Raw genomic sequence first — 24,404 nt, 5'->3', positions numbered from 1 at the left:
CCTCCGGGGTCTGACATTCACACTTCAGGCAGCCAGGAATGATCGATCAACCGCCTCGAACTCCTCCGCCTCGCGGCGCAACCCGTTCGAGAGGCTCTGCAATTCTTCCATCATTGTTCGCAGTTTCTGGCACCACTGCTCCCACTGCGACTCGAACTGCTGTCGGCTTGTACCAGACCAGGTCGACATGACCTCGTTTGCCGAACTCATCATGCGGCCCAGTTCGCCTTCGATCGAACTTTTGCTTGCGGCTAACGTCGCGGAAGCCGAGCGCGCCGCATCGGTGTCAAGACTGATCATGGGCATGGCATTCTCCTCATTCGGGTTCTGTTCCTGTTCAGGGCGTCCTTATGCATTGAATGATCGATCGACAGACTCAAATTCCTCCGCCTCGCGGCGCAGTCCGTTCGCCAGATTCTGCAACTCGTCCATCATGGTGCGCAGTCGCTGACTCCACTCTTCCCAGCGCGACTCGAACTGCTGTCGGCTTTGACCAGACCAGGTGGACGTCACCTCGCTGACCGAACTCATCATGCGACTCAATTCGCCTTCGATGGAACCTTTGCCTCCATCGAACACCGATGCGGTCGCACGAGCCTGCTGCGGGTCTAAACTGATTGGCGGCATACGTTGTTGATCCTCCTTTCACATGGTTCTTCGCGTGATTGTGGGTATGACAACCATTGCGCATATGCGCAGGGAAGGTGCTATGCCTCAAACAGTTCAATGGTGATGGGCCATCCGCCGTTTCCAAGAACAACCTCCGCTCCTGGCGGCTGAATCGTCACCGTCTGACCATTGTTGAGTAATTTGCCGTTGACATAGGTGGGTTTATATGCGCGCAACAGCCAGTGATCACCCTGGCGAATGATGGCGCAGTGGTTCTTTCGACTGACGTGCATGAGACGCGAGTCAAACCCGCTGAAGATATGCGCTTTTTCCGCCAGGATGGTCGTCTGGGGCAATGTGCTCGACAGGTAGGCGCGGTCGAGTTCAAGATAATCGCCCTGAACCACAACAGTGCAACTGGGCGCCAGTTTGAGCCGGCAGGAAGAGGGCGACGCGAGTCGTCGCGGCAGTGGCTTTGTCGGAGGGCGGGGACCTGGTTTTGGAGCAGGCAGCGTAGCGTTGGACTGCCACCAGGGTGCAGCCACATTCGCAATATAGACCGTTTGCGCCTGGATGCGCGCACTTTTCAGCGTGCGTGCGTCCTGGAGAAGTTCCCGTTCACCGTCGTGCTCGCGGTATAACCCGTAGACGATCCGTCGTCCCTGCGGATCGTACTCCGGCAGGTTCAGTTGCACAACCAGACTCTGGACGACCTCACGAATGGTCTTATCAGGTTCACGAGAGACCGTCTTGTGCTCGGAAGGCGCCCACGATACGTCGAATTCGATGGACATGTGCAATGTTCCTCAACAGGCAAGGACGATGCGATACTGGTGACGGCATTGAAGGTCGGGCGTGTCAGAACATTGCCCGGCGCCTGCAAACCTCCCATCACTATTCTACATGCCGGTTTTCGGTTTTTTTTGGTTAACTTGTCATAATGATATTTAGAACTTATCATCAGATACCAGGATGGTATCGCGGGATGCCTGATGAACCTTGAGGAAATGAAATCCAACTTCCGTCGTTCAGGCTTGACCTGACTCGTGCGGGCTGATGAAGACTATATAATTTTGGAACTCATAGTCCCGCCTGAGGTGCACGCCGTCCCGACGAATTTCTGAAAATTCATCCTGCGCTCCGCTGCAATCGTCTTTGCGTTTGCCTGCGCTTCCGGCATAGTGATCAGAACGATGGGTCTGCGTTCCGGTCTGGTGTTTGTCGCGGGGCGTCGTACCGATGAGGTGTGTGATTCTCAAAAGAAGGCAGGTGCTACGTCGTAATGTCTACGGCTTCGTTGTGTGTGCCTGATCGCAGCCGCATCCAGCGCACCACTGCATCTCCCTGGTCGGGCGGGGCGGCAAGGGCGCGCAAATAGCGCCGGAACACACGCGCGATCTCGCTCTCGTTGCGCTGGCGCGCATAGCAGCGCAGCATCCAGAGCGTGAGGCGCTCATCAGTGGGATCGAAGCGAATGCCGCGATGACAGAGCGCCAGGCATTGCTCGTCGTCTCCCTGTTGATAAGCGTATTCCGCCAGTCGCTCCAGTGCGTTCAGATACGCATTGAGGAGTTCAGTCCGGCGTTCTTCGATCTCGTCGGCAAGCATATCGACACCCGCCAGGTAGGGTCCGCCATACAGGTCACAGGCGTGGCGGTAGACCGGCGCGGCTGCCGCCAGGTCGCGGTCGTGTTCGGTCTGCTCGGCAACGCGGATGGTATGCTCGAATGAGCGCACATCAGTGGTATAGGCATCCGGTGTCAGGATGTAGCGTTGATTGCTGGAGATCAGGAGGCTCTCCGCCATGCTGGTTCCGCCGAAGTGCTCAATGGTCTGGCGCAGCGCGGTCATTGTGCGCCCAAGCGCGCCGGTTGCACCACCGTCTCCCCAGACCGCAGCCCGGATCTCGTCTGCCGAGGCGCCGCCGCGCCCGCGATGCACGAGATATGCCAGCACTGCCTGCACTTTGCGCCGCCCGGCGCGACTGACGTTGGACTGCGCCCACTCGTGGGAGAGGATTTCCTGGTTGCCGATATACACGCGTAGTGTGCCGAGACATTCAATGTGCATGCCGCGGAAGGGTCGGAAATCGACCGGATGCCCGCTCTGTCGTCCCAGCACACGTAACGCCTGTTCGGCTTCACGGCGCACTTGCGGTTTTTCGTCGCTCAACCGTCGCCGCAGCAATGTGAATGCATGGGTTCCGTACAGGGTCAACAGGAGAAGCGTCGCCTGCCGTTGCACCTGTTCATCGGGGTGCAGAAGCAGCGGAATACAGGTCTGCACGATATGCTCATCGTGCCTGACCGACGCAACGCCCCGGTCGCTGGAGTATTTGGGTTCTACAGATGGCATCGCTATTGTGATTGCGTTCTGGCGCTCTATTGCTAACACTATTTATACAACTTCATGCACGCCTTCCACAATGGCAATGTTGCCATAATTTGCCCGGATATCTGGCGCAGTATGTTGCTATTGGGGGATGATACAGCGTGTTTTCTGTGCAGATGTGCTACAATATCGGCGCCGCTGAGGGTGTAAGGTGTCGATATAGGGTGGTGTGCATGCGGGTGTGGACGCAATCAAACGTCGGTGCGCATGTGCGGTCGTGCGGATCACAATACAGACAATCGCCGGGTCGCCTGTGGCATGGATGAGGATGTGTGGTATGACAGACAGCGACACGCCGGAGTATCGTTTCTACCTGGCAGGCGAGTGGCGCACCGGCGCGCCCTACACAGTCGCCTGCCCGTATGACGGATCACCAGTGGCGGTGGTGCATCGCGCTGCGCCTGCCGACCTCGAACAGGCGATCCAGGCAGCGGTCGAGGCGTTCAGGACAACACGCCGGTCGCCGCTGCATCGTCGTGCCGCAGCGCTGCGCGCCATCGCCGCAGGTATCGAAGCGCGCGCTGAAGAACTTGCCCGCACCATTGCGCTCGAAGCGGGAAAACCGATCAAACAGGCGCGTATCGAAGTTGCGCGTAGCATCGTAACCTTCTCGACCGCCGCCGATGAGGCGACGCGCTCGAACGACGAAGCGCTGCGCCTTGACGCCGCTCCTGGCGGCGAGGGGCGGCAGGCGATTGTGCGTCGCTTCCCGGTCGGACCGGTGGCGGCCATTACACCCTTCAACTTTCCGCTCAACCTGGTGGCGCACAAGGTTGCTCCGGCGATTGCCGCTGGATGTTCCGTCGTGCTTAAACCTGCATCGCAGACCCCAATTGTGGCGCTCAAACTGGCAGAGATCATCGCTTCGTCCGGGTGGCTCCCTGAGGCGCTGAGTGTCCTGCCGCTCGCCAGCCGCGATGCGGCGCCGCTGGTCGAAGATGAGCGCTTCGGCTTGCTGACGTTCACCGGTTCGCCTGTGGTCGGATGGGAGATGAAGCGCCGCGCCGGGCGCAAACGGGTGACCCTGGAACTTGGCGGCAATGCGGGCGTGATCATCCATTCTGACGCCGATCTTGCGTTTGCAGCAGCACGCTGCGTTGTCGGCGGGTTCTCCTACGCCGGTCAGAGTTGCATCAGCGTTCAGCGTATTTTTGTGCATGCATCGGTGTACGATGCGTTCATGGAACTGTTTGTCCCGCAGGTGCAGGCGTTGAAGGTCGGGCATCCGCTCGATGAGGCGAGTGACCTGAGCGCACTGATCAACCCATCGGAGGCGGTGCGTGTGTCCGCCTGGCTCAACGAGGCGCGCAGCGCAGGCGCGGAGTTCGTCACCGGCGGCATGGTGGAAGGCGGGGTCGTTGCGCCGACGATCGTCGCGCGCGCTGCGCCGGAACTGCGGGTGAACTGCCAGGAGATCTTTGCGCCGGTGGTCACCGTTCAGCCGTACACCACCTTCGAGGAGGCGCTCGCAGCGGTCAACAACAGCGAGTTTGGCTTGCAGGCTGGCGTGTTCACCCGTGATGTCGGGCGAATCTTCCAGGCGTATGAGGAACTGGAAGTCGGCGGGGTTATCATCAATGATGTTCCGACGTGGCGGATCGATCCAATGCCCTATGGTGGCGTCAAACAGTCGGGCTTCGGGCGCGAAGGGTTGCGCTATGCGATTGAGGAGATGACCGAGCGAAAGTTGCTGGTGGTGAATGTCGGTTGATCCCTGGTATGGTCAACCAGACGGGGTGATCCCGACGCTCACCCCGCCTTCCCTTCAATCTGTCTCCACCCATGCGCGCCACTCAGCGGCGAGTTCATTGAGCGAGGCGCCATAGACGCCCCGGTAATCCGCCGAGCCGGGTTCGCGCCCGCGCCCGCTCACATACAGCGCGTGCAGTTTCTCCATGCCATCGCGCTCGATCAGGAAATCAACGAATGATGCCCACAACTCGTAGGCGATGTTGTCGCCATAGCGTCGGGCGTGCAAAAGACGCAGCGGCACGCCTGAGTCGCTGATCTGGCGCGCCCGTTCCTTCCAGTTTTCGACGCCATACTTTGCCAGCCACGGGGGACCGGTGATCCAGGTCGCAAGCCCTTCCAGAAGAATGATATCGGCTCGCTTTTGTACGTCGTCTCCGTAACGCTGCGCCTGGAGATGGTGAGCAAGTTCGTGCGACGCAACCACCAGCGCGCGTTCGATGTCCTCGTGGGGGCGGTAAAAAACCGCAGCGCGCCCTTCTTCGGTGTACGCAATGCCGCGCGTATCTTTTGACGGCGCCAGCGCCGGGCGGTAGAACGCCAGCGACACGCGCCGGTTCAGCTGGAATCCAAAACGTTCCTCGTTGCCGCGCAGGAGTTCTTCCAGACGCGGGGCAATTGCCGCTACCTGCTCCGGCGTGAAGGTGCGCAGCCCGACATACACATCCACGCGCCCGGTCTGCGCCACGCGCGTGCCGCGCATCCACGGACCGTCACCGGCAATGAAGGGTGGCGGAACGGTCGCTTCGGGCGCCGGAGGCGTGTCAGCAACGATGGTCACTTCGGGGATGGGAATTGCCCTGACCGTGGCAACCGGGAATCGGATCAGTTGAGGCGCTGATCGGATCGGAGGTGGCGCAACGGATTCGATGCGGAACACCTGGGACGGACGCACCTGGGGTTCGCTGAAATGGGCGTCTGGCGGTTGGACGGCAAATCCGGCAATGGAATCTGCAAGAAGCACAAGGGTCACAATACCGGTTGTGAGACGCACCATGGCGCTCCTCTTTTTGAAACGACAGACATGGTCGTTCGGTGCACGACAAAACCAGCGCGCATTGGTACGGTGCGCCGGTTCGATCCTGTCTGATGCAGTTCCTGTGTGATCGCTCAGGTACCATATGGTTGGTTTTTTGTCAAATGCCAGCCAAAGCGCTCGAAGAGATAATGACGCCTCCAATCGGCAATATCGTGTCGAGTGAATGCAAAAACCTGTGCCGGATGTAACAACTTTTGGTACAATACAGACCAAGAAAACGTCGCGCAACTCCGCCTCAGCGTCGAGGCGTTGCAGAGTTGTCGGCGAGTGATTACGCCTCGCCGTTTCGCTCACGGCTGGCAGATGAACGACCGGCGATTCTGCCAGTTGCATCGATGATGAAAGAGCACTGCTATGACCAGAAACACCCTCACAATCACCGACAATCGGACTGGCAAGACCTACGAGATTCCGATCGAACACAACACGATTCGCGCGACCGATCTGCGTCAGATCAAGACCGATCCGGACGATTTCGGGTTGATGTCGTATGACCCGGCGTTCATGAACACTGCGGCGTGCATCAGTCGCATTACGTACATCGATGGCGACAAGGGCATTCTGGAATATCGCGGGTATCCGATTGAGCAGCTTGCTGAACAGAGTTCGTATCTGGAAGTGGCGTATCTGCTGCTGTATGGTGAGTTGCCGTCGAAAGAACGTCTCGAATGGTGGGAGTATCGCATCAGCCGTCACCTGTTCCTCCACAACAGCCTGGTCGAATTGATCCAGGCTTTCCGCTACGACGCCCATCCGATGGGCATTCTGATCAGTTCGGTAGCGGCGATGTCAACGCTCTACCCTGAGGCAAAGAACATTCACGATCCGGCGGTTCGTGAGAAGCAGATCTGGCGTATTATCGGTCAGATCCCAACGATTGCCGCCTTCGCCTATCGGCACCGTATTGGGCGACCGTTCAACCTGCCCGATAGCTCGCTCAGTTACACGGCGAACCTGCTCTATATGATGGATTACATGAACCAGCGCGAGTATGAGGTCAACCCGGTGTTAGCCAAAGCGCTGGATGTGCTCTTCATCCTGCACGCCGATCACGAGCAGAACTGTTCGACGTCGGTTATGCGAAGTGTGGGTTCAAGTCACGCTGATCCCTACAACGCACTGGCGGCAGCGGCAGCGGCGCTGTACGGTCCGTTGCACGGCGGCGCCAATGAAGCAGTGTTGCGCATGTTGCAGCAGATCGGGCATCCGAAGAATGTGCCGGCGTTCATCGAGCGCGTGAAGAAGGGTGAGACGCGGCTGATGGGTTTCGGGCATCGGGTGTACAAGAATTACGACCCGCGCGCAAAGATCATTCGTAAGATTGCTCATGAGGTCTTCGAGGCAACGTCGGCGAATCCGCTGCTCGATGTGGCGATGGAGCTGGAACGGGTTGCCCTGGAGGACGAGTATTTCGTTTCACGCAAGCTGTACCCGAATGTGGATTTCTACAGCGGGTTGATCTATCAGGCGCTGCGCTTCCCAATCGAGTATTTCCCCTTCCTCTTCGCCATTCCGCGCGCGTCGGGATGGCTGGCGCAGTGGCTTGAGATGCTCGATGATCCGGAGCAGAAGATTACGCGCCCGCGGCAGATCTATCTGGGGCATCCGCGGCGTGATTATGTGCCGGTCGATCAACGGTGATCATCGGTATTCCTGTACGCTTTTGCCCCTCATCCTCCCGCCCTCTCAAGTGTAGAGTTTTTGGGAGAGATGAGCGATGTTCTCCATTCCCGTGCGCCTTTGCCCCTCATCCCCCCTGCCCCCTTCTCCCACACGGGGAGAAGGGGGATTTGGGCGTCCTGATGCCTGCAACGGGAAATGGTACGCAGCGGCTTCCCAAAAAACCTACCCCTGTGAGTGCCCCCCTTCTCCCACGAGGGGAGAAGGGAGGCGTTTATAGCAGTTCTCACAAAAGTTGAACATTCCACCGATAACCGCAACCAATATCTTACGCCACACGCGGTGACCGAAATGATGAAGATTGAGCATTAAATCCGCTATGCGCCCCTTGCCGTCGGGCTGATGGACTTTGAATAAATATTCCGTTATACTAATATTCATCCGTGTCAAGCCTTGCTCAGGAGGTTGCGATGCCGGCACGCCGGACCCTTCACTTGTCCGTCGAGGAGCGGGAGGCCCTCGAAGACCTGCGCGATCACGCCCCCAAGCCCTATTTGCGCGAACGGGCGGCGGCATTACTGCTCATCGCGTCTGGCGTACCGCCTGCCGTCGTGGCCCGCGAACGCTTGCTGCGTCCGCGCCATCCGGAAACCGTCTCTCGCTGGCTGAATCGCTGGGAAGCCGAGGGCATCGATAGCCTCCCCATCCGGGACGGACGCGGGCGCACGCCCGCTTTTTCCCCCTGACCGCCATGACCCTGAGACGGCGGCTACTGAGGTGGAGCATCTGGTCCGCCGTGACCCGCGGCAGCGCGGGCTGACCCAGACGCGCTGGACCCTGGACGCCATCCGCAGCCAGTTGGCGTGGGGGCGCGACGCCTCGCTGCGCGGGATCGCCCGTATTCTGGATCGGTTGGGCATCACCTGGCAGCGCGCCCGCAGTCATGTGCATCGCCCTGATCCCCACGATCAGGCCAAACTGCAGGAGATCGCAGACGTGGTGGAGGATGCCCGCGCGCACCCCAACCAGGTGGTGACCGTGTATCTGGATGAAGTCACGGTCACCCGGCAACCGACCCTGGCCAACGGGTATGGGCGGGCGGGCGCCGATCAGGTGCGGGCGGAACGGAGTCTGGCGACCGATTGCGAACTGCGCATCGTGGGCAGTTTGGACGTTGTGACGGGCCAGGTGGTCACCCGGCGGGCGAAGACGATTGGCCTGGCGACGCTGGCGCCGTGCTTCCCGGACCGGCGCGCTGCCTATCCTGAGGCTGAGCGCATCGATGTCATTCTGGATAATTGGCCGGTCCATTTTCATCCGGATGTCCTGGTGGCGCTCGAGCCGCAAACAACCCGCTGGGCGTTTTCCCGTCCTGGCAATTGGCCGGCCACCCCCAGTGTGCGGGCCGTGCGCCGGGCTGGAGATGTCCGCCTGCCCATCCAACTGATGCCGTTGCCGACGTATGCGTCGTGGTGTAACCCGATCGAGAAGCTGTGGCGGTGGATGCGTCAGGAGGTCACCCGCGTGCATCGCTGGGCGACGGATCTCGATCAGTTGCGCAACCACCTGGATGCCTTCTTCGCGTCGTTTGCAACCGGCTCGTCAAAGCTTTTACAGTATGTCGGTCTCGGATAGCGGATTATTTATTCAAAGACCATAAGCCCTCGGCTATGCAAGGCGAAGCCCGCCTGCGCGGGCTGGCGGATTATTTATTCAAAGTCCATCATTTCGGTCTACACTCCGCCAGAAACAGACGTCTCGTGCGACACAACGTATTTGAGAAATGCTGCAGGTTTCCTGATGCCCGAAACGGGTGGAACACAAGGGTGTGCCGGAGAAACCTACCTCTGCCCTGTACTCACGGTCACCGACGTTTCCTGGGGTGCGGGTCTGCTTTTCTGGTCCCGAACAACGGGGAGCGTGATCGTAAAGGTTGTACCCTCGCCGACACGCGATGCCACACTGATGGCGCCGTTGTGCGCTTCGATGATCGCCTTTGCGATTGCCAGACCCAAACCGGCGCTCTGGTGTCCTCCTTCGCGGCTGCGTGACGGATCGGCGCGGTAGAAACGATCAAAGATGCGCGGCAGATCCTCCGGTGCAATACCGCTGCCGGTATCGCGCACTTCCAGGATAACGCGCTGAGCGCCTTCTTCACGCGCAGTCAGCACAATCTCGCCGCGTGCGGTATGGCGCAGCGCATTCGCCACCAGATTGTTCAGCACCTGCGCCATGCGGTCGGTATCGACAGCAACTGATGGTAGCGTTTCAGAGGCTTCGACGCGGATGGTCAATCCCTGCTGCTCTGCCTGCACCATATGCGCCAGGGCTGCGCGCTCGAGCAGGGCGCGCGGATCGACGGGACGACGGTTCAGCGACAGGGCGCCGGCATCTGCCAGCGAGAGCAGGCGCAGGTCGTCAATCAGGCGTTGCAGGTGCTCAACCTCCCCGTGCATAATCTGATAGATGGTCGGTGAGCCGCTGATGCGACCTTCCTGCAACCCTTCGGTGTAGCCGCGCAGAATGCTGAGCGGTGTGCGAAGATCGTGCGCAAGGTCGGCAGTCATCTGGCGTCGCGCCTGGATCGCTCTGCTCAGATCAGCGCTCATCTGATTGAACGCCTGCGCCAGTTCACCGATCTCGTCGCGTGAACGCACAACCACGCGCTGATCAAAACGCCCGCGTGCCATCGCGCGCGTCGCTGCCGTCAGTTCGCGGATGGGACGGGTCAGTGTGCGCGCCAGCACGATGCCGACCACCAGGGCGACAATGGTGGCGGCGATTGCGCTCAGCACAGTTGCCATGGCAAGACGTTGCAGCAGGGCTGCTTCGGCTGCCCAGCGTGGATCACTGAGCAGAGGGAGCGGGGGACGACCGACGAAGAAGAAGTAGCCGATGACCTCGCCATCCGAGCGCAGCGTCTCAGCCCGCGCGATCATCCCCGGCGCCAGTTGTCGTCCGGGTCGGTACGGTCTGCGTCCATACACCACAACGCCATTAGTGTCTGCCAGCACCAGGTTCCGGCTGTAAAAATCGAGCGGCGCCGTCCGTTCCAGCACCTGCTCGACCCCCTGCCAGCCGCCGTTCGTCTCATAGTACGAGCGCAACGCATTGAGAAGAATAGTCCGATCACGGAGAGAGAGAAAGAGATCAACCTCCGAGCGGGTGCGCAGCCCGACGATCAGCGCCACCATGAGCGATCCGATCAGTCCGACCAGAAGAAACGCCAGCGTCAGTTTGAGGGTCAGCGATCGCATCGTCAAACGCCTGTCGCTGCGGGGTTCGATGTGCGCGGCAACGCAAAACGATACCCCATGCCGTACACCGTTTCAATATATTGGGGATGGCGCGGATCTGCCTCGATCTTGGCGCGCAGATTGCGAATATGGACATCGATGGTGCGTTCTGAGCCTTCGAATGCATCGCCGGAAACGCGGTCGAGCAGATCCAGACGGGAGAACACCTGCCCCGGCGCAGCCATGAGCGTCGCCAGAATAGCGAACTCCGACGGTGTCAGATCGACATAACGCCCACCGACGCGCACAGTGCGACCAGTGCGATCAAGGACAATATCAGCGGCGCGCAGCACATCCGGTTCCAGGGGCGTCTGTTGGGTGCGGCGCAGCACCGCGCGGATGCGGGCGATCAGTTCACGCACATTGAACGGTTTGGTGACATAATCATCCGCGCCGAGTTCCAGCCCCAGGATCTTATCCGTATCTTCGATCTTCGCGGTCAGCACGATGACCGGCGTGCGCGACTCCTTTGCGAAGGCGCGGAGGAACTCGTACCCGCCCATCTCCGGCATCATCAGGTCGAGGACGACCAGATCGGGTTTTTCGACGCGCGCGACGTATAATGCGCGTCGTCCGTCGCCGGCTTCAACGACGTGAAACCCTTCCTGTTCGAGATAGAGCCGGAGCATATCGCGGAGCGCCGGCTCATCATCAACAACCAGAATGGTGCTCATACCGCAGGCTTCGCTTTTGCGCGCCGGGAAAGAAAGCGCCGGGTAAACGGCAGAATTCCCTCAACCAGCGCAACAATCACGCCAATCACGATCAGATGTTTGAGCACTTCGACGATGCCGCGCGGATCCGGCGCATGTTCCAGCGCGTGGCGTCCGGCATTGCCGGGGAACATCCCGCTCCGTTCACCACGTGCAAAAAAGGCATCGGGTCCACGTCCGTCATGGTCGCTCCCCGCCTCGAGCCGCATACGCTCCGGAGAAGCCAGCAGTGTTTCGGCGAACTCCGTCCGTTGGAAAGCCATCAGCGCACCGACGACAACCAGCGCAGCCGCCAGGATCGCAAGCACACGCCAGAATACGTTCATTGCTGCACCTCCCGTTGCATAACCGACGCCGGTTCAGCGGACATGGACGGCGGGAACCACGCTGCCAGCATGCGACGCCCTGTACGAACGATCCAGTTCCAGTGCAGCGCGATGTGCAGCCCGACAAGGAATACGCTTGCGTCGGATGCCAGATGATGGATCTGCCGCCAGACACGATCCGGTCGCATATCGATGCCGAACCAGGGCAACGCCGTTTCCGAAATCATCAGACCGGTAAACACAACGATTGTTATAAGAACGAAGAGCAATACATTCAGCGCGTAGTTGACGCGCGCGCTGCCGGTCGTCCGATCAAACAGTCGTCGTGTCACCCCGACAATCCATGACCAGTGAAGAACGAGATGGGTCACGATTGCTGCACCGAACGCGATTCCCAGCCATTCGTGAATGGCGATGCCGGTGAAGCGTGGCGCCGTGGCAATCAGGAAAGCAACGAACAGTGCGCTATCAAGCGCCAGATTGCGCACGGTGCGTCGTCGGGCATCCGAAACATCGACGTTCATCATTATACCTCGCTATGGTGAGTGTTGAATTTATGAGTCCCTGCCAAAAGATCGTGTCACCGCCGATGGAAAACGCTGCACGCCCGGCGTCCTGGCAGTGCATTTTGGCACTGAAGTCATGTATATCGTAGCGAGGAGTTCTTCAGAGATTGTGAAGAGGGCGTGGGGAAATTGTTTGGGTTGCGGAGTGGTGGATCAAAGGGGGAGAACATAATGAATGCGTCGGAGAGGCGTTGTCTCTAACCCCTCCGACGCAGTGCAGATCGCTACGGCTGGCGCACCTGCGCGGTGACCGGAATCTGTCCCGCCTTCTCGAATGTCAGGGTCAGTTGTACGCTGTCACCAGCATTCAGGTCGCGGGTCAGCCCGATGAGCATCACATGGAAGCCGCCCGGCTTCAGTTCGACCTGTCCGTTGGCAGGGATGTCGATGCCGCCCTCGACCTGTCGCATGCGCATGACGCCGCCTTCTTCGATAACCGTATGCAGTTCGATGGTTTTGGCGACATCGCTGCTGGCTGCAATCAGTTTGTCGGGTTCGCTGCCGGTGTTGCGGATGATCATATACGCCGCGCTGTTTGCGCCGCCCATCTCCATGTCGCCGTGACCGCCGTGCGCCATGCCCTGATCCGGCGCTTTGGTCGGCTCCATGCCGCCGTATCCGCCGCCGGATGCTGGCGCCATCGTGGGTTGCTCCATGCTGCCCATCGCGCCGCCTTCCATCTTCATTGCGCGCGCCCACGGATCACTGATCTGGATCGTCACGCCGCCGGTGGCGCCGGTGTTCGCCGGTGCAGCTGGCGTGGTCGGTGATGTTGCAGTGCATGCGGCAAGCGCAAGTGCGCCTGCCAGAATGAAACAATATCGGTACAGGTTCATGGTGTGCTCCTTTTCCTGTTCGATGCGAATAATTGTGTTCTGAGAAGCCAGAACCGGGAACTGCACATGCGGATAACTGTGTTCTGAGAAGCCAGAACCGGGAACCGCAAGGCGGAAATCAACGAGACAAAGCGCAGGATGGGCAAAGATGCAGTGATTTGGGGGGTGGAATGGGCGGCTGCGGCGCATCGCCGTAGCGGTGCAACTGGATATGTGGCGGCAGCAATGCGATCAGCACAAGCGCGACGATCAGCACGAGCAACGTGACAACGCCCTCGTAAAAGGCGCGCGGCATCGTCGTTTGCCGGTCGTGCATGCCGGTCTGTGCGTCAGGTTGGGTAGCCGCCGCTCCGTGGAGATGGCACACAAAGCGAACCGCGCCAGGCTTCGCCTGGCGGTATGTCTGATCCTCACTGATGGTGCAGTGGAGCACGCAAAGCGCAGGGTTGAGGATTCCCAGCATCAGCGCCATCATCGCTGAGAAAAAGATACGGATTAACGCCGGCGCCGATTCTGTTCGCACCGGACTACGGGGTCGTGCGCTGATCAGACTTTGCGCCTGTGCTGTGACACGCTCCATGATTGTGCATTATACCACAAAGTTCCTGCGCAAGCCGGGTCTGCCAGGCGGTTCAGATCAAATCCTGGTCGATCAGGATGCCTGCCTGCCAGGGCAGCCCATGGTCGTTCTGGCATGTTCCTGGCGCGCCACAACAGGACGCGTCCCTGCACCGCCTGGGAGCGCGGACGTCTCGCTCGCATGCAGTAGGGGGGCAGGGATCACGCTCTTGATCGCCCCACACGGGGCGGGGTGCCCTCGCTCTGTGACAACCGCGGGGAGGGGGAATGAACAATGGATGACTGCAATCACCATTATGCTCGTCTCGCGGCGACTGAAATGGATTTCGGTCTGCGAGAGAAGCAATCCGACATCGTCAGTCGTCGGCGTGACTCCGCTCGTGCGGGCTAAAGAAGCCCTCCCTGAGCGTGTGGAAGCCCCTGTGGGGCTGGCGCGTCTCTGCCGGGGTGCGCGCTGGAGGCGCGCGCACCTGAGGTGACGTCTCTCCCGCTCCTGGAGCAGGGCGCACGACTCTCGCCCGCGCAGGCGGGCGTTGCTCTGGATAGCCAAGGGCTGACGGACTTTGAAGAAATAATCCGTCAGAGCCCGCGCAGGCGGGCTTCGCATTCCGTAGCCGAGGGCTTATGGTCTTTGAAGAAATAATCCGGTATAGCCCGCGCAGGCGGGCTTTGCCCTGGATAGCCGAGGGCTTCAGCCCCACGGCTAGCGCGGGATAGCGGAATAAATTCTCAATCTCCATCAGCCCCACGGCTCGTTCGGTAGAGCGGATGTATAGCAGTTCTCACAAAGGTTGAACCTGATGGACAGGGTTGAACACTCCTGGGAATTGTACGCCCCACGCGGTGACCGAAATACGTTTCGGTCTACATTCCGCTGGACGCGGGCGTCTTGTGCGACACGACAGACCCGGACAAGGGTCAACGTATCTGAGAGCTGCTATAATGCTCAATCTCCATAATTTCGGTCTACACTCCGCTGGCAGCGGGCGCCTCGCACGACACGGCAGACTCGGACTGGGGTCAACGTATCTGAGAAATAGTGTCAGGTGAACAGAGGCGCTGCCTTTGTTTCGCCGCGAAAGACACGTCCTCTGTCCACTCCCTGACGACGCATTACTGGTCACGCAGTTGCGCCAGATCGGCGGCGATCGCTGCCAGGTGTTCCGGCGTGATTCTGTCCGGTGCAAACCCTGCCATCTGCGCCAGCGTCAACCCCATCATAACTCCAACGCCCGCCTGTTCGGCAAATCCCGGCAGATAGCGTTCCAGTATATGACGCGCTCCTTCATGTTCGAGCAATGCTTTGACGGGCGAATCGATGCTCAGTTTCACCGGAGGTTTTGCCGGTCCGCCGAAGGACACCGTTTCGCTCAGGCGGAATGTTGCGCGTGCCCGGATGTCCTGCGAGGAACTGCCGATCAGCACCTCGAACTCGCCTGCTTCCGCCACCCAGGCATGCTGCGCGTCGTCCCAGTATGCCAGCGCTTCGCGGTCGAGGTGCAGCGTCACGGTTTGCGTTTCGCCCGGTTGCAGCGCGACTTTGGCAAATCCTTTCAGTTCCTTCTCCGGTCGCGCGACACGCGCCGCGCTGTCACGAACGTAGAGCTGGACGACCTCCTGCCCGGCAACGTTTCCGGTGTTGGTGACGTCCACCTGAACGGTGAGACGCTCGTCAGGCGCAAGGGTGTCGGCGCTCAGGCGAAGATTGTCATAGCGGAAGGTGGTATACGACAGACCGAAGCCGAATGGGAAGAGCGGCGCGACTTTTTTCTTCTCGTAGTAGCGGTAGCCGACGAAAATACCTTCGCCGTAGCGCACCCGCCCATTCTCACCCGGATAGTTGATGTATGCCGGGTTGTCTTCCAACCGCACCGGGAAGGTTTGCGGGAGCCGACCCGACGGGTTGACATCGCCAAACAGGACATCAGCGATGGCGTTGCCGCATTCCTGACCGGGGTACCATGCCTGGATAACCCCGGCCACCTTGTCCAGCCAGGGCATCGTCACCGGTGAGCCGGTTTGCAATACCACCACGGTGCGTGGGTTGGCGTTCGCCACGCGCTCGATCAGTTCAGCCTGCCTGCCGACCAGATCCATATGGGGGCGATCATGCCCTTCGCTCTCCCAATCAGCGTTCAACCCGACGAAGACGAGCGCAACATCGGAACGCGCCGCCAGCGCCGCCGCGCGTTCAATTGCATCTTCCGCGACCGGCGGCAGGTATCCCAGACGCACTGCGGCAAGCATGGCTGCGCCCTGGGTGCTGTATTCCAGACGCAGATCGCAGGTGCGACCGGCTTCGAGTGCGATCGATGCGGTGACTTCGGTGCTGCCAGCGCCAAAATAGGTGTCGCCGCGCACCGGGTTCGTCCAGTTGTCCACCAGCAGGGTGTCATTTACAAACAGGCGGCTCACGCCGGCGCTGATCAGACTGAACGTGTGGACGCCGCTTTCAGTCGGTGTGAAGCGCGCGGTAAGGCGCGCCGAGAACTGGCGTGGATCGACGCCAGGAGCGACCTCGCCGAGCCAGACTTGCTCGCCGGTCTCGACCGTCGCCCGATGAACCGGATCGCCGGTCAGGTCTGGCGAGTTGTAGTAGACAATCGTGAACCCGCGTCCGCTGCCGTCGCCCGCCTCGACCAGTTTTCCATCCAGGCGGGGAAGTTGTCGGTGGTTGGTGCACCCGATCTCGTATCCCAGAGTCGCCCGATTGCCAACCCGCGCCGCAATGCCGTCGTATGGCGAGATCGCATAGTGTGCATTGACCTGGGCGCTGCCGCCGCCCATGATCTGCGCCGTTTTTGCGTTGGGTCCGATAATGGCGATGGACGAGAGGCTGGCAAGGTTGAGCGGCAGGATGCCGCCCTCGTTCTTGAGCAGCACCATCCCCTCGGCGGCGGCGCGACGGATGAGCGCGCGATGCGCAGGGCGGTCGATTGCCTGTTCGGGGCGAATATCCGGGTTCTCAAAGGCGCCTGCGCGGGCAATGGTGCGCAACATCCGTCGCGCGGACTCATCGATGGCTGCCAGGCTTACCTGTCCCTGTTCCACGGCGGCGAGCAATCGTTCACCACGCCAGCGCGTCGGTCCCGGCATTTCGAGGTCCAGACCATTGGCGGCGGCTTCAACGACGCTCTTCGTACCGAACCAGTCGGACATAACGATGCCATCGAACTCCCACTCTCGCTTGAGGATATCGATCAGGAGCATCGGATGCTCACTGGCATAGATGCCGTTGACGCGATTGTACGCTGCCATAACCGCCCATGTGCCGGCTTCCTGCACCGCCGCGCGAAAGGGCGGCAGGTAGATTTCGCGCAGGGTGCGCTCATCGACCTCGGAACTGATGGTGTTGCGCTCGAACTCTGAGTCGTTGCAGACATAGTGCTTGACCGTTGCGCCGACGCCCCGCCGTTGCAGCCCGGTAATATAGGCGACCGCCATGCGTGCGGAGAGATAGGGGTCTTCGGAATAGCACTCGAAGTTGCGTCCGTTGAGCGGCGAGCGATGAATGTTGACGGTTGGCGCCAGCAGGAGATGCGCACCTTTGGATTGCGCCTCTTCCGCCAGCGCTTCACCCACCGCTTCCAGCAGTGTGGTGTTCCATGTCGCCGCCAGCGCAATGCCGACCGGGAAGCACGCCGCAGTGACGGCGCCGCCAACAAACCCGCCCGCACCGCGCGCGCCGTTCGGTCCATCTGTGACTTTGATGGCGGGAATGCCCAGGCGCTCGATGGGGGTGGTGGTCCACATACTCGATCCCGCCAGCAGCGCGACTTTCTCCGCCAGCGTCATCTGTTGCAGGAGCGCGTCGATGCGCTTTTCTCGCTCACTGGTGAGAGCGACTCCGGTGTCGGTCATGATGTGTTTCTCCTTCTGTGCTGCACACGGCGCTGATTGCCGCAGGGCGGCAACCGCACGACTCTCATCAGATTCTCAATTTTCATTGATACATTCTGAATATATCATACCCTATGCTTTGATACGAGCATATGCTCTCAGAATCAGTAAGGAGACGCCATACCTTATGAACCGCAACCGTATCGTGATCATAGCCGTTGCTGCACTGCTCGTTGTTGGCGCAGGATTCTGGGTTTTCAACAGCGTGCTTGGGGATACTCAACCCGCCAGCGGTCCGATGACCGCTATTCCTGTTGCAGCACAGCCCACCAGTGTGCCGGATCCGACCGCTGAACCGATGCCTGTGACACCCGCAGCGACCGATCAACCAACGATGGCGCCCGTTGCGCCAACGGAAGCGCCAACGGCGCCATCAGCAGAAACGCCGCCGAATGAGGTGATCCGCTATCAGATTGTCGCTGACGAATCGACGGTCAGTTTCCGGATTGCTGAGGACCTGCGCGGTCAGCGGATTGAAGCAGTCGGCACAACGAACCAGGTCGCCGGTGAGATCGCGGTGAACCCCAGCGATCTGAGCACGGCGCAGATCGGCGTGATCCGGGTGAATGCCCGCACGTTCACCACCGACAGCAGCAACCGTGATCGCGCGATCCGCAACTTTATTCTCAACACCGACCAGTATGAGTTTATTACCTTCACTCCGACAGGCATCGAAGGGTTGAGCGGCAGCGGTGCGCTCGGTCAACCGTTCACGTTCACCATCCGGGGTGACCTGACGATTCGCGATATCACACGTCCGGTTGTCTTTGAGGCGTCGGTGCGCGCTGAGTCGGCTGAGCGGCTGGTGGGCGTAGCCACGACAACGGTCAAACGGAGCGATTACAATCTCCAGATTCCGAGCGTGCCGTTTGTGGCGAATGTCAGTGACGATGTGGTGTTGACGATCGATTTCGTGGCGCTGGCGGTGACGCAGTAGCGCCTGATGCCGTCGCGTGTCGGGTGTTGAGGACCTTCCAGGGCAGGTTTTTCCGGCAAGCCCTTGCGTCTCCTGCTTTGGTCATCAGGATGCCACACCACCCCCTTCTCCCCTTGCTTACAGGGGTGGGTTTTTGGGGAAGCCCCTGCGTGCCGTCTTCCATTTCAGGCATCAGGACGCCCAAACTCCCCCTTCTCCCCTTGTGGGAGAAGGGGGTTGCTTACAGGGGTAGATTTTTTGGCAAGCCCCTGCGTGCCATCTTCCGTTTCAGGCATCAGGACGCCCAAACTCCCCCTTCTCCCCTTGTGGGAGAAGGGGGTAGGGGGGATGAGGGGCAAAGGTGCGCGGGAATGCAGAACATCGCTCATCTCTCCCAAAAACTCTACACTTGAGAGGTGGGGGGATGAGGGGTGTCAGGGCGTTGAAACAACAGAGAGGGTTAGGCGAATGACGCCAGCCCCCGGCGCATAAGCGTTACTCCAGTGCATGCGCCGTGAGAAAATCACGCACCGCCGCCAGGTAGCGGTTGAACTGATCACGTCGGATGCTGTGCCCGGTGTCGGGGATGTGGGCAACCTGGAGATGCGGGATGAACTGCCGTAATGTCTGAACGTTTTCCGACGTCACCAGAGCGCCACGCACCGGATCGCCGGTGATCAGCAACGTCGGGCAGGTTATGCGTCGCAGAATGGTCTGCCAGTCGACCTCGGTCGGTGCGCTACGATTGATCACATTGAGGCTCAGGCGATGTTTGGCATCTGCCCATGGTCCGAGTTCGTCGTCTGACCATGCCGGGTTTGCAGCGCGCTGGGCTGCGATCAACTCGTCGCGCGTCTGACGTTTCAGTCCGAACACCCAGGTGCGCATCCCTGCCCAGCGATCGTCGTCCGCTGCAGCGGCGCTCAGGGCGCTGGCTTCCCACCACGGGGGCGGGTCTTCCAGCAGAATGGCGCCCGCCAGATCGGGATGGATTCCTGCCAGCGTCAGCGCCGTTATCGCTCCCATCGAATGCCCCAGGATGAAAGGTCGATCCAGACCGAGCGCGGTAATCACTCCCGCGAGATCACTCGCATGCTCGAGTGGACCATACCCGTGCTCTGGCGCATCGGAACGACCATGCCCACGCGCATCGACCATGATCACGTCGAACATTGCTTCCAGTGCGCGGGCAACCGGCGTCCAGCACAGCCCGTCGTCGGAAAAACCGTGCGCCAGTACCAGCGGATACCTGGCGCCGCCGGTGCGTGTGTAGTGGATCCGCAACCCATGAACACGAACATCGCCTGCCTGCCACGACGTCATATCCGGTCTCCTTTGTTGAAAACACGCCAACCCCATTGTTCTGACAAGGAAGGAAATCATACCACACCTGCATCTGGAAGATATGCGAACAAACATGCTAAAAATGGTTACCAGTCCTGCGGTGAAAGGGTTGACAATCGGCAGAACGTATGATCTGGCGTCTGGCGCGCCGGTGTGGGAAAAGTCTGTGGGATAATGTGGGATAATGTGGGATATGTTTGGGATAATGTGTGTAAGATGCGCTTGAGGTGTGGTATGACCCGGCGGCTCCGTATTGCCCATCTCTACCCCGACCATATGAACATCTATGGCGACCGCGGCAACATCATCGCATTGCAGCAACGGTGCCTCTGGCGCGGCATCGCCTGCGACGTGCTGCCGGTTGGTCCCGGCACAACCGTCGATTGGTCTGCGATCGACATCGCTTTCTTCGGCGGCGGGCAGGACAGCGGTCAGGCGCTGATTGCGGAAGATTTCCTGGAGCGTCAGGGACCGGCGCTGCGCGCTGCGATTGACGACGGGTTGGTGATGCTGGCGATCTGCGGCGGGTATCAGTTGCTGGGGCAGTACTTCCTGACGCATACCGGGCAGCGGTTACCCGGCATTGGCGCGCTTGATGTGCATACCGTCGGCGGAAAAGAGCGTCTGATCGGCAATGTCGTCATCGAGACGGAACCGACGCTGTGTGGTGCACCACTGCGACTCGTCGGGTTCGAGAATCATTCCGGGCGCACCTATCTGGGTGCGGGTGTTCGTCCGCTGGGTCGAGTGCTTGTCGGGCATGGCAACAATGGTGAAGACCGCACCGAGGGAGCGGTGTACCGCAACACGATTGGATGCTATCTGCACGGCTCGCTGCTGCCGAAGAACCCGCAACTCGCCGATCACCTGATTGCCGTGGCGTTGCAACGGCGCTATGCCGATGTCTCCGCCCTTGTTCCCCTCGACGACACGCTGGAACTGGCAGCGCAGCGGGTCATGGCGGAGCGGATGCTGCTTCGCAATTAGTTGCTCTGCCGGGCGCCATTCCCGTCCAGGGGCGGCTCTGGCGCGTGGGGGCGCGGTGTTGGTTGCCTTGCATCGGTGTGCCCGGCAAGCGTACTGATCGCACTCTCAAGGCTGGCAGATATGCGAAATGCACGCAGATCAATCCCAAGTTCCACAATGGTTTGCGCCACTTCCGCCCGCAACCCGACCAGCCACGGCTGGGCGCCAAGCAGACGCACCGCTGCCGCCGTCTGCAACAGCGCCTGCGCCGTGTGGGTATCCATAGATGGAATGCCCGTGACATCGAAAATGACCGACTTTGCGCGGCGTTGCTCAACGGCGTTCAGGGCGGTATGGCGCAGATCGGCGATCCGGCGGCTATCGAAGGCGCCGATCAGCGGCAATACCAGCACGCCGGGCAACACCGGCAGAGCTGGAACACTGAGCATACGCACCGTATCGTGCGCTGTGCGCAGTTCATCGACTTTCTGCTGGAGGACAGCAGTGCGCTCCGCCACGGTGCGCTCCAGCGATGCACGCAACGCTTCGAGTTCCGCTTCGCGCGCGTGCGCCTGTTCGAGCGCCTGGCGCAACAGACCGCTAAAACGGTCGAGGATCAGAGTTAAAATGACAATGACGAGGGCGAAGCCAGCAGTGAACACCAGCGGATGCGCTTCAGGTACGCGCAATGTTCCGAACCATTGCGGAGCGTAGACCATGCCAAGCGAGGTGACTGCAACGATGGCAACAGCCAGTGCGGCGGTGAGCCACAACGTCCGCCGCCCCAGAAGCATCCCCGCCAGCACAACCGGAATCGCCAGAGTAGGCAGGGTAAACTGAATATGGCTCCTCCCGTAAAGCGCCATAGCAGCGCCGGTCACAGCCAGAATGACCAGCACGATGGTGATGCCGGCTGCGCGCAGAGATCCCCGGCGCAAGAGCCAGATCGCACTCAGCACGCCGAGCAGTGCGACGGTGTAGATCGCAAGAGCGGAGATCAAACCTTCCAGGGTTTGATTGGCGAAGGGCGCGAGACCGATACCGACCACCGCGCCACCGGCAATGAACAGCGCAAGATACTGCAAGACGAGCGCCTGCCGGTACGCAAGCGGCGAATCGTACGGCAGACGTTCCAGCCAGCGCGCGGGTCGTGCGTCCATCGCTTCCTCCCATTGGACTAGGCGTTTTCGTATGACAGCCGGTATTCTGTTGTATACTGAGTAATTGTGGGCATGACGTCGGTATGTTGTGCATATGTGAACGGTGACGAGTTTTGCACCGGGTATACGTGCTGTCGATTGCTCAATGACGGGGGAGCGATCATTCGCCGACGGTCGCGGTTTATCCGGCGAATAGTGCGATTGAGTATACAGAAATTCGCGTCGGGGTGCAAGAGACGTGCGCCTATATCATTCAGTCTCGACATTCGGATCTGTTTTCTGCCCTGTATGATCCGGAGGAGATTACCATGCCTCAGAAATACGACTACGACGCCATTATTGTTGGCGGCGGGCACAACGGGCTGACCTGCGCCGGGTATCTCCAGCGCGCCGGGTTGCGCACGCTGGTGCTCGAACGTCGCCCCATCGTCGGCGGTGCGGTCTGCACCGAAGAAGTCATCCCCGGCTACAAGATCGATGTCGGATCGTCGGCGCATATCATGATCCATCTGACGCCGGTCATTCGCGACCTGGAGCTCGAACGCTACGGGCTTGAATACTGCGATATGGACCCGTTTGCGTTCTACCCTGTTCCCGATGGCTCCGGTGCGATTGCGCTCTACCGTGATGTGGATAAAACCTGCGAGTCGATCGCCAGCGTATCGCCGCGTGATGCTGAGGCGTACCGGCGTTTCCTTGCCTTCTGGCGTCCGATCAATGAGGCAGTGTTCGAGACGTTTCTCAACCCGCCAACGGTGACCGGGTTATTCGGGAGCATGATCAAGGCTCAATTGAGGACTGGTAAGTGGGATGGCACGCTCGAAACGGTGCGGCGTCTGTTCACGTCCTACGGTCAACTGATTATCGAGCAGTTCGAGAGCGAGCCAATGCGCGCGTTTATGGCGTGGCTTGGCGCGCAGTCCGGTCCACCGCCGGATGAGATCGGTTCTGGCGACCATTTTGGCTGGTATGCCATGATGCACCTTAGCGGCGCCAAGCATCCAAAGGGCGGGAGTGGCATGTTGACGCAGGCGATGGCGCGTTCGCTGATAGCGGCTGGCGGCGAGGTGCGCCTCGATGCGCCGGTGAAACGGATCCTCGTGCAGAACAACCGTGTGCAGGGGGTCGAATTGCAGAGCGGTGAGCGCATCAGCGCCCCGCTGGTCGTATCGAATGCGCACGTCATCACCACGCTGCTCGACCTGGTTGGCGCCGACCATCTGCCGCCGGGTCTGGCGGAGCGGGTGCGGAACATTCGCATCGGCAATGGGTTTGGGATGACGGTGCGTTGCGCTGCGGAAGCATTGCCCGACTATCCCGGCGCACCGTCGGGCGGCAAGCCGCACTGGAGCCATCACGGGTTGCAGATGTTGTGCCCTTCGCTTCAGTACCTGCGCAACGCCTTTGCCGATTACCAGCGCGGATTGCCGTCGCGCGAGCCGGCGGTCATCAGTATGACCTTCTCCGCCATCGACCCGACCGTCGCGCCGGAGGGGAAGCATACCGTGTTTCTCTGGTCGCAGTACTTTCCTTATGAACTTGCCGATGGGCGCCACTGGGACGACATCCGCGAAGAAGTGGCGGATAGCATTCTCGAAGTGCTCTACCGCCACGCGCCGAATATGCGCGGCAAGATTATCGACCGCTTCATCCAGTCGCCGCTCGACCTGGAGCGACGCCTGGGCTTGTTGCGCGGTAATGTGATGCATGTTGAGATGTCGTTCGACCAGATGTTTTTCTTCCGTCCGCTGCCGGAACTGGCGAAGTACCGCACGCCGATCCGCGGGTTGTACCTGACCGGCGCAAGTACGCATCCTGGCGGCGGCGTCTTTGCCGCGAGCGGGTACAACACTGCGCACGTCGTGTTGGGGGATATGCGCCGTCAACGCATGGTGTGGGCTGGCGCGGCGCTGGCAGCCGGCAGCGTCGGGTGGCTGGCAGCCCGTCGGCGTTCGTCTGCTGAGCGAGGCCTGGCGAGCGAGCGTTGAGGAAGAGTGTGCAAACGTGCTCTTGCCCATGTCCCGCCTGCCCCTGCTTCGGCTCCGCTCAGCGTGAACTGCTCCTGCCGGGAAGAAGGGGAGTTCGGAGTTCTGATGCCCGCAACGGGAGATGGAATGCGGGGGCTTATCGGAACAACCCCTCCCCGTTGCAGGCAAACGACAGTGTGACAGAACAGGCAAACAATTCCATTGACAGACCTGATGCCTGAAGATATACTCCAGTCAAGAGGTCAGCCAGGTTCGCTTTCGATTGGCGCTTTCTCCGTCAGTCTCACGCGAAGATGTCGTGATGTCTGCAATTGCCTGCACGCCGTTCGGTGATCTGAGCCGCCCTCTTCTGGCAGGTATCCGGCGGGAGTTGATCCGTCTTGTAACCAGGAGTCATCATCCGGGG

At 60.3% G+C, this 24,404-nt stretch carries 21 protein-coding genes; 7 read left to right on the top strand and 14 right to left on the bottom strand.

Annotated elements, in window-relative coordinates:
- Positions 1 to 24: 24 nt before the first annotated feature.
- The 4 genes from ROSERS_RS18020 to ROSERS_RS18005 form a co-directional block, all read right to left on the bottom strand.
- Positions 25 to 306 carry a WXG100 family type VII secretion target gene (locus ROSERS_RS18020; protein WP_011958194.1) on the bottom strand — a complete coding sequence of 94 codons (282 nt, stop codon included), beginning with the start codon at positions 304 to 306 and terminating at the stop codon, positions 25 to 27.
- 42 nt (positions 307 to 348) lie between these two features.
- Positions 349 to 627 (bottom strand): WXG100 family type VII secretion target, encoded by a 279-nt coding sequence (locus ROSERS_RS18015; RefSeq protein ID WP_011958193.1) that lies wholly within the window; start codon positions 625 to 627, stop codon positions 349 to 351.
- A gap of 80 nt (positions 628 to 707) precedes the next feature.
- The gene (locus tag ROSERS_RS18010) at positions 708 to 1,403 is read right to left on the bottom strand and encodes an FHA domain-containing protein (RefSeq protein ID WP_011958192.1); all 696 of its coding nucleotides are present in this window, start codon (positions 1,401 to 1,403) and stop codon (positions 708 to 710) included.
- 478 nt (positions 1,404 to 1,881) lie between these two features.
- On the bottom strand, positions 1,882 to 2,964 hold the full coding sequence (locus ROSERS_RS18005; protein ID WP_011958191.1) for an AfsR/SARP family transcriptional regulator: 1,083 nt from the start codon (positions 2,962 to 2,964) through the stop codon (positions 1,882 to 1,884).
- 313 nt (positions 2,965 to 3,277) lie between these two features.
- Here ROSERS_RS18005 and ROSERS_RS18000 point away from each other — a divergent pair, with 313 nt between their 5' ends.
- Complete coding sequence (locus tag ROSERS_RS18000; protein WP_011958190.1) at positions 3,278 to 4,711, top strand: aldehyde dehydrogenase family protein; 1,434 nt, start codon at positions 3,278 to 3,280, stop codon at positions 4,709 to 4,711.
- Between the two features lie 54 nt (positions 4,712 to 4,765).
- Here the strand turns inward: ROSERS_RS18000 and ROSERS_RS17995 are convergent, their stop codons facing one another.
- Positions 4,766 to 5,746 (bottom strand): hypothetical protein, encoded by a 981-nt coding sequence (locus ROSERS_RS17995; RefSeq protein ID WP_011958189.1) that lies wholly within the window; start codon positions 5,744 to 5,746, stop codon positions 4,766 to 4,768.
- A gap of 396 nt (positions 5,747 to 6,142) precedes the next feature.
- On the opposite strand from ROSERS_RS17995, the gene ROSERS_RS17990 reads away from it, so the two are divergent.
- The 3 genes from ROSERS_RS17990 (at position 6,143) to ROSERS_RS17980 (ending at position 9,043) form a co-directional block, all read left to right on the top strand.
- Complete coding sequence (locus ROSERS_RS17990; protein WP_011958188.1) at positions 6,143 to 7,429, top strand: citrate synthase; 1,287 nt, start codon at positions 6,143 to 6,145, stop codon at positions 7,427 to 7,429.
- 473 nt (positions 7,430 to 7,902) lie between these two features.
- A complete protein-coding gene (locus ROSERS_RS26945) occupies positions 7,903 to 8,154 on the top strand; it encodes a helix-turn-helix domain-containing protein (RefSeq protein ID WP_232282659.1) in 252 nt (83 codons plus the stop codon).
- A gap of 31 nt (positions 8,155 to 8,185) precedes the next feature.
- Positions 8,186 to 9,043: an IS630 family transposase gene (locus ROSERS_RS17980; protein WP_041334056.1), complete on the top strand. Its 858-nt coding sequence runs from the start codon at positions 8,186 to 8,188 to the stop codon at positions 9,041 to 9,043.
- A gap of 206 nt (positions 9,044 to 9,249) precedes the next feature.
- On the opposite strand, the gene ROSERS_RS17975 is transcribed toward ROSERS_RS17980, so the two are convergent.
- The 7 genes from ROSERS_RS17975 to ROSERS_RS17945 all read right to left on the bottom strand — a co-directional run bounded on the left by ROSERS_RS17975 (position 9,250) and on the right by ROSERS_RS17945 (position 17,585).
- Positions 9,250 to 10,665 carry a sensor histidine kinase gene (locus tag ROSERS_RS17975; protein WP_011958186.1) on the bottom strand — a complete coding sequence of 472 codons (1,416 nt, stop codon included), beginning with the start codon at positions 10,663 to 10,665 and terminating at the stop codon, positions 9,250 to 9,252.
- Positions 10,666 to 10,667: 2 nt separating this feature from the next.
- Positions 10,668 to 11,378, bottom strand: coding sequence for a response regulator transcription factor (locus ROSERS_RS17970; RefSeq protein ID WP_011958185.1), 711 nt, complete (start codon positions 11,376 to 11,378; stop codon positions 10,668 to 10,670).
- Entirely contained in the window at positions 11,375 to 11,743 is a 369-nt protein-coding gene (locus ROSERS_RS17965) for a hypothetical protein (protein ID WP_011958184.1), read from the bottom strand. The genes ROSERS_RS17970 and ROSERS_RS17965 overlap by 4 nt, the downstream gene beginning before the upstream one ends.
- The gene (locus ROSERS_RS17960; RefSeq protein WP_232282658.1) at positions 11,740 to 12,270 is read right to left on the bottom strand and encodes a DUF4405 domain-containing protein; all 531 of its coding nucleotides are present in this window, start codon (positions 12,268 to 12,270) and stop codon (positions 11,740 to 11,742) included. Before ROSERS_RS17960 ends, ROSERS_RS17965 begins: the two co-directional genes overlap by 4 nt.
- Positions 12,271 to 12,533: 263 nt before the next feature.
- Entirely contained in the window at positions 12,534 to 13,145 is a 612-nt protein-coding gene (locus ROSERS_RS17955) for a copper chaperone PCu(A)C (RefSeq protein ID WP_011958182.1), read from the bottom strand.
- Between the two features lie 118 nt (positions 13,146 to 13,263).
- Positions 13,264 to 13,725 (bottom strand): hypothetical protein, encoded by a 462-nt coding sequence (locus ROSERS_RS17950; protein WP_041334053.1) that lies wholly within the window; start codon positions 13,723 to 13,725, stop codon positions 13,264 to 13,266.
- A 1,112-nt stretch (positions 13,726 to 14,837) separates the two neighbouring features.
- On the bottom strand, positions 14,838 to 17,585 hold the full coding sequence (locus ROSERS_RS17945; RefSeq protein ID WP_011958180.1) for a beta-glucosidase: 2,748 nt from the start codon (positions 17,583 to 17,585) through the stop codon (positions 14,838 to 14,840).
- A 166-nt stretch (positions 17,586 to 17,751) separates the two neighbouring features.
- On the opposite strand from ROSERS_RS17945, the gene ROSERS_RS17940 reads away from it, so the two are divergent.
- The gene (locus ROSERS_RS17940; protein ID WP_011958179.1) at positions 17,752 to 18,561 is read left to right on the top strand and encodes a YceI family protein; all 810 of its coding nucleotides are present in this window, start codon (positions 17,752 to 17,754) and stop codon (positions 18,559 to 18,561) included.
- A gap of 474 nt (positions 18,562 to 19,035) precedes the next feature.
- Here the strand turns inward: ROSERS_RS17940 and ROSERS_RS17935 are convergent, their stop codons facing one another.
- On the bottom strand, positions 19,036 to 19,863 hold the full coding sequence (locus ROSERS_RS17935; protein WP_041334051.1) for an alpha/beta fold hydrolase: 828 nt from the start codon (positions 19,861 to 19,863) through the stop codon (positions 19,036 to 19,038).
- A gap of 255 nt (positions 19,864 to 20,118) precedes the next feature.
- Here ROSERS_RS17935 and ROSERS_RS17930 point away from each other — a divergent pair, with 255 nt between their 5' ends.
- Positions 20,119 to 20,871, top strand: a complete 753-nt coding sequence (locus ROSERS_RS17930; protein WP_011958177.1) for a type 1 glutamine amidotransferase — start codon at positions 20,119 to 20,121, stop codon at positions 20,869 to 20,871.
- Here ROSERS_RS17930 and ROSERS_RS17925 read toward each other — a convergent pair.
- The gene (locus tag ROSERS_RS17925) at positions 20,868 to 22,010 is read right to left on the bottom strand and encodes an STAS domain-containing protein (protein ID WP_011958176.1); all 1,143 of its coding nucleotides are present in this window, start codon (positions 22,008 to 22,010) and stop codon (positions 20,868 to 20,870) included. The two genes, ROSERS_RS17930 and ROSERS_RS17925, sit on opposite strands and share 4 nt — an antisense overlap.
- 308 nt (positions 22,011 to 22,318) lie before the next feature.
- Here ROSERS_RS17925 and ROSERS_RS17920 point away from each other — a divergent pair, with 308 nt between their 5' ends.
- Positions 22,319 to 23,998: a phytoene desaturase family protein gene (locus ROSERS_RS17920; RefSeq protein WP_011958175.1), complete on the top strand. Its 1,680-nt coding sequence runs from the start codon at positions 22,319 to 22,321 to the stop codon at positions 23,996 to 23,998.
- The last annotated feature ends 406 nt before the right edge of the window (positions 23,999 to 24,404 follow it).

The sequence above is a fragment of the Roseiflexus sp. RS-1 genome (genome assembly GCF_000016665.1).
Classification (GTDB): domain Bacteria; phylum Chloroflexota; class Chloroflexia; order Chloroflexales; family Roseiflexaceae; genus Roseiflexus.
The sequence above is the reverse complement of the archived record's forward strand: the minus strand, read 5'-3'. Positions and strand labels throughout refer to the sequence as shown.

What these genes read in the sequence shown, in the direction of transcription:
- ROSERS_RS17970 (WP_011958185.1), bottom strand. Translation starts at nt 11,378, where the DNA reads ATGAGCACCATTCTGGTTGTTGATGATGAGCCGGCGCTCCGCGATATG.
- ROSERS_RS17920 (WP_011958175.1), top strand. Translation starts at nt 22,319, where the DNA reads ATGCCTCAGAAATACGACTACGACGCCATTATTGTTGGCGGCGGGCAC.
- ROSERS_RS17995 (WP_011958189.1), bottom strand. Translation starts at nt 5,746, where the DNA reads ATGGTGCGTCTCACAACCGGTATTGTGACCCTTGTGCTTCTTGCAGAT.
- ROSERS_RS17925 (WP_011958176.1), bottom strand. Translation starts at nt 22,010, where the DNA reads ATGGACGCACGACCCGCGCGCTGGCTGGAACGTCTGCCGTACGATTCG.
- ROSERS_RS17975 (WP_011958186.1), bottom strand. Translation starts at nt 10,665, where the DNA reads ATGCGATCGCTGACCCTCAAACTGACGCTGGCGTTTCTTCTGGTCGGA.
- ROSERS_RS17965 (WP_011958184.1), bottom strand. Translation starts at nt 11,743, where the DNA reads ATGAACGTATTCTGGCGTGTGCTTGCGATCCTGGCGGCTGCGCTGGTT.
- ROSERS_RS17950 (WP_041334053.1), bottom strand. Translation starts at nt 13,725, where the DNA reads ATGGAGCGTGTCACAGCACAGGCGCAAAGTCTGATCAGCGCACGACCC.
- ROSERS_RS17960 (WP_232282658.1), bottom strand. Translation starts at nt 12,270, where the DNA reads ATGATGAACGTCGATGTTTCGGATGCCCGACGACGCACCGTGCGCAAT.
- ROSERS_RS18005 (WP_011958191.1), bottom strand. Translation starts at nt 2,964, where the DNA reads ATGCCATCTGTAGAACCCAAATACTCCAGCGACCGGGGCGTTGCGTCG.
- ROSERS_RS17945 (WP_011958180.1), bottom strand. Translation starts at nt 17,585, where the DNA reads ATGACCGACACCGGAGTCGCTCTCACCAGTGAGCGAGAAAAGCGCATC.
- ROSERS_RS18015 (WP_011958193.1), bottom strand. Translation starts at nt 627, where the DNA reads ATGCCGCCAATCAGTTTAGACCCGCAGCAGGCTCGTGCGACCGCATCG.
- ROSERS_RS17930 (WP_011958177.1), top strand. Translation starts at nt 20,119, where the DNA reads ATGACCCGGCGGCTCCGTATTGCCCATCTCTACCCCGACCATATGAAC.
- ROSERS_RS18000 (WP_011958190.1), top strand. Translation starts at nt 3,278, where the DNA reads ATGACAGACAGCGACACGCCGGAGTATCGTTTCTACCTGGCAGGCGAG.
- ROSERS_RS18010 (WP_011958192.1), bottom strand. Translation starts at nt 1,403, where the DNA reads ATGTCCATCGAATTCGACGTATCGTGGGCGCCTTCCGAGCACAAGACG.
- ROSERS_RS17990 (WP_011958188.1), top strand. Translation starts at nt 6,143, where the DNA reads ATGACCAGAAACACCCTCACAATCACCGACAATCGGACTGGCAAGACC.
- ROSERS_RS17940 (WP_011958179.1), top strand. Translation starts at nt 17,752, where the DNA reads ATGAACCGCAACCGTATCGTGATCATAGCCGTTGCTGCACTGCTCGTT.
- ROSERS_RS17935 (WP_041334051.1), bottom strand. Translation starts at nt 19,863, where the DNA reads ATGACGTCGTGGCAGGCAGGCGATGTTCGTGTTCATGGGTTGCGGATC.
- ROSERS_RS17955 (WP_011958182.1), bottom strand. Translation starts at nt 13,145, where the DNA reads ATGAACCTGTACCGATATTGTTTCATTCTGGCAGGCGCACTTGCGCTT.
- ROSERS_RS18020 (WP_011958194.1), bottom strand. Translation starts at nt 306, where the DNA reads ATGCCCATGATCAGTCTTGACACCGATGCGGCGCGCTCGGCTTCCGCG.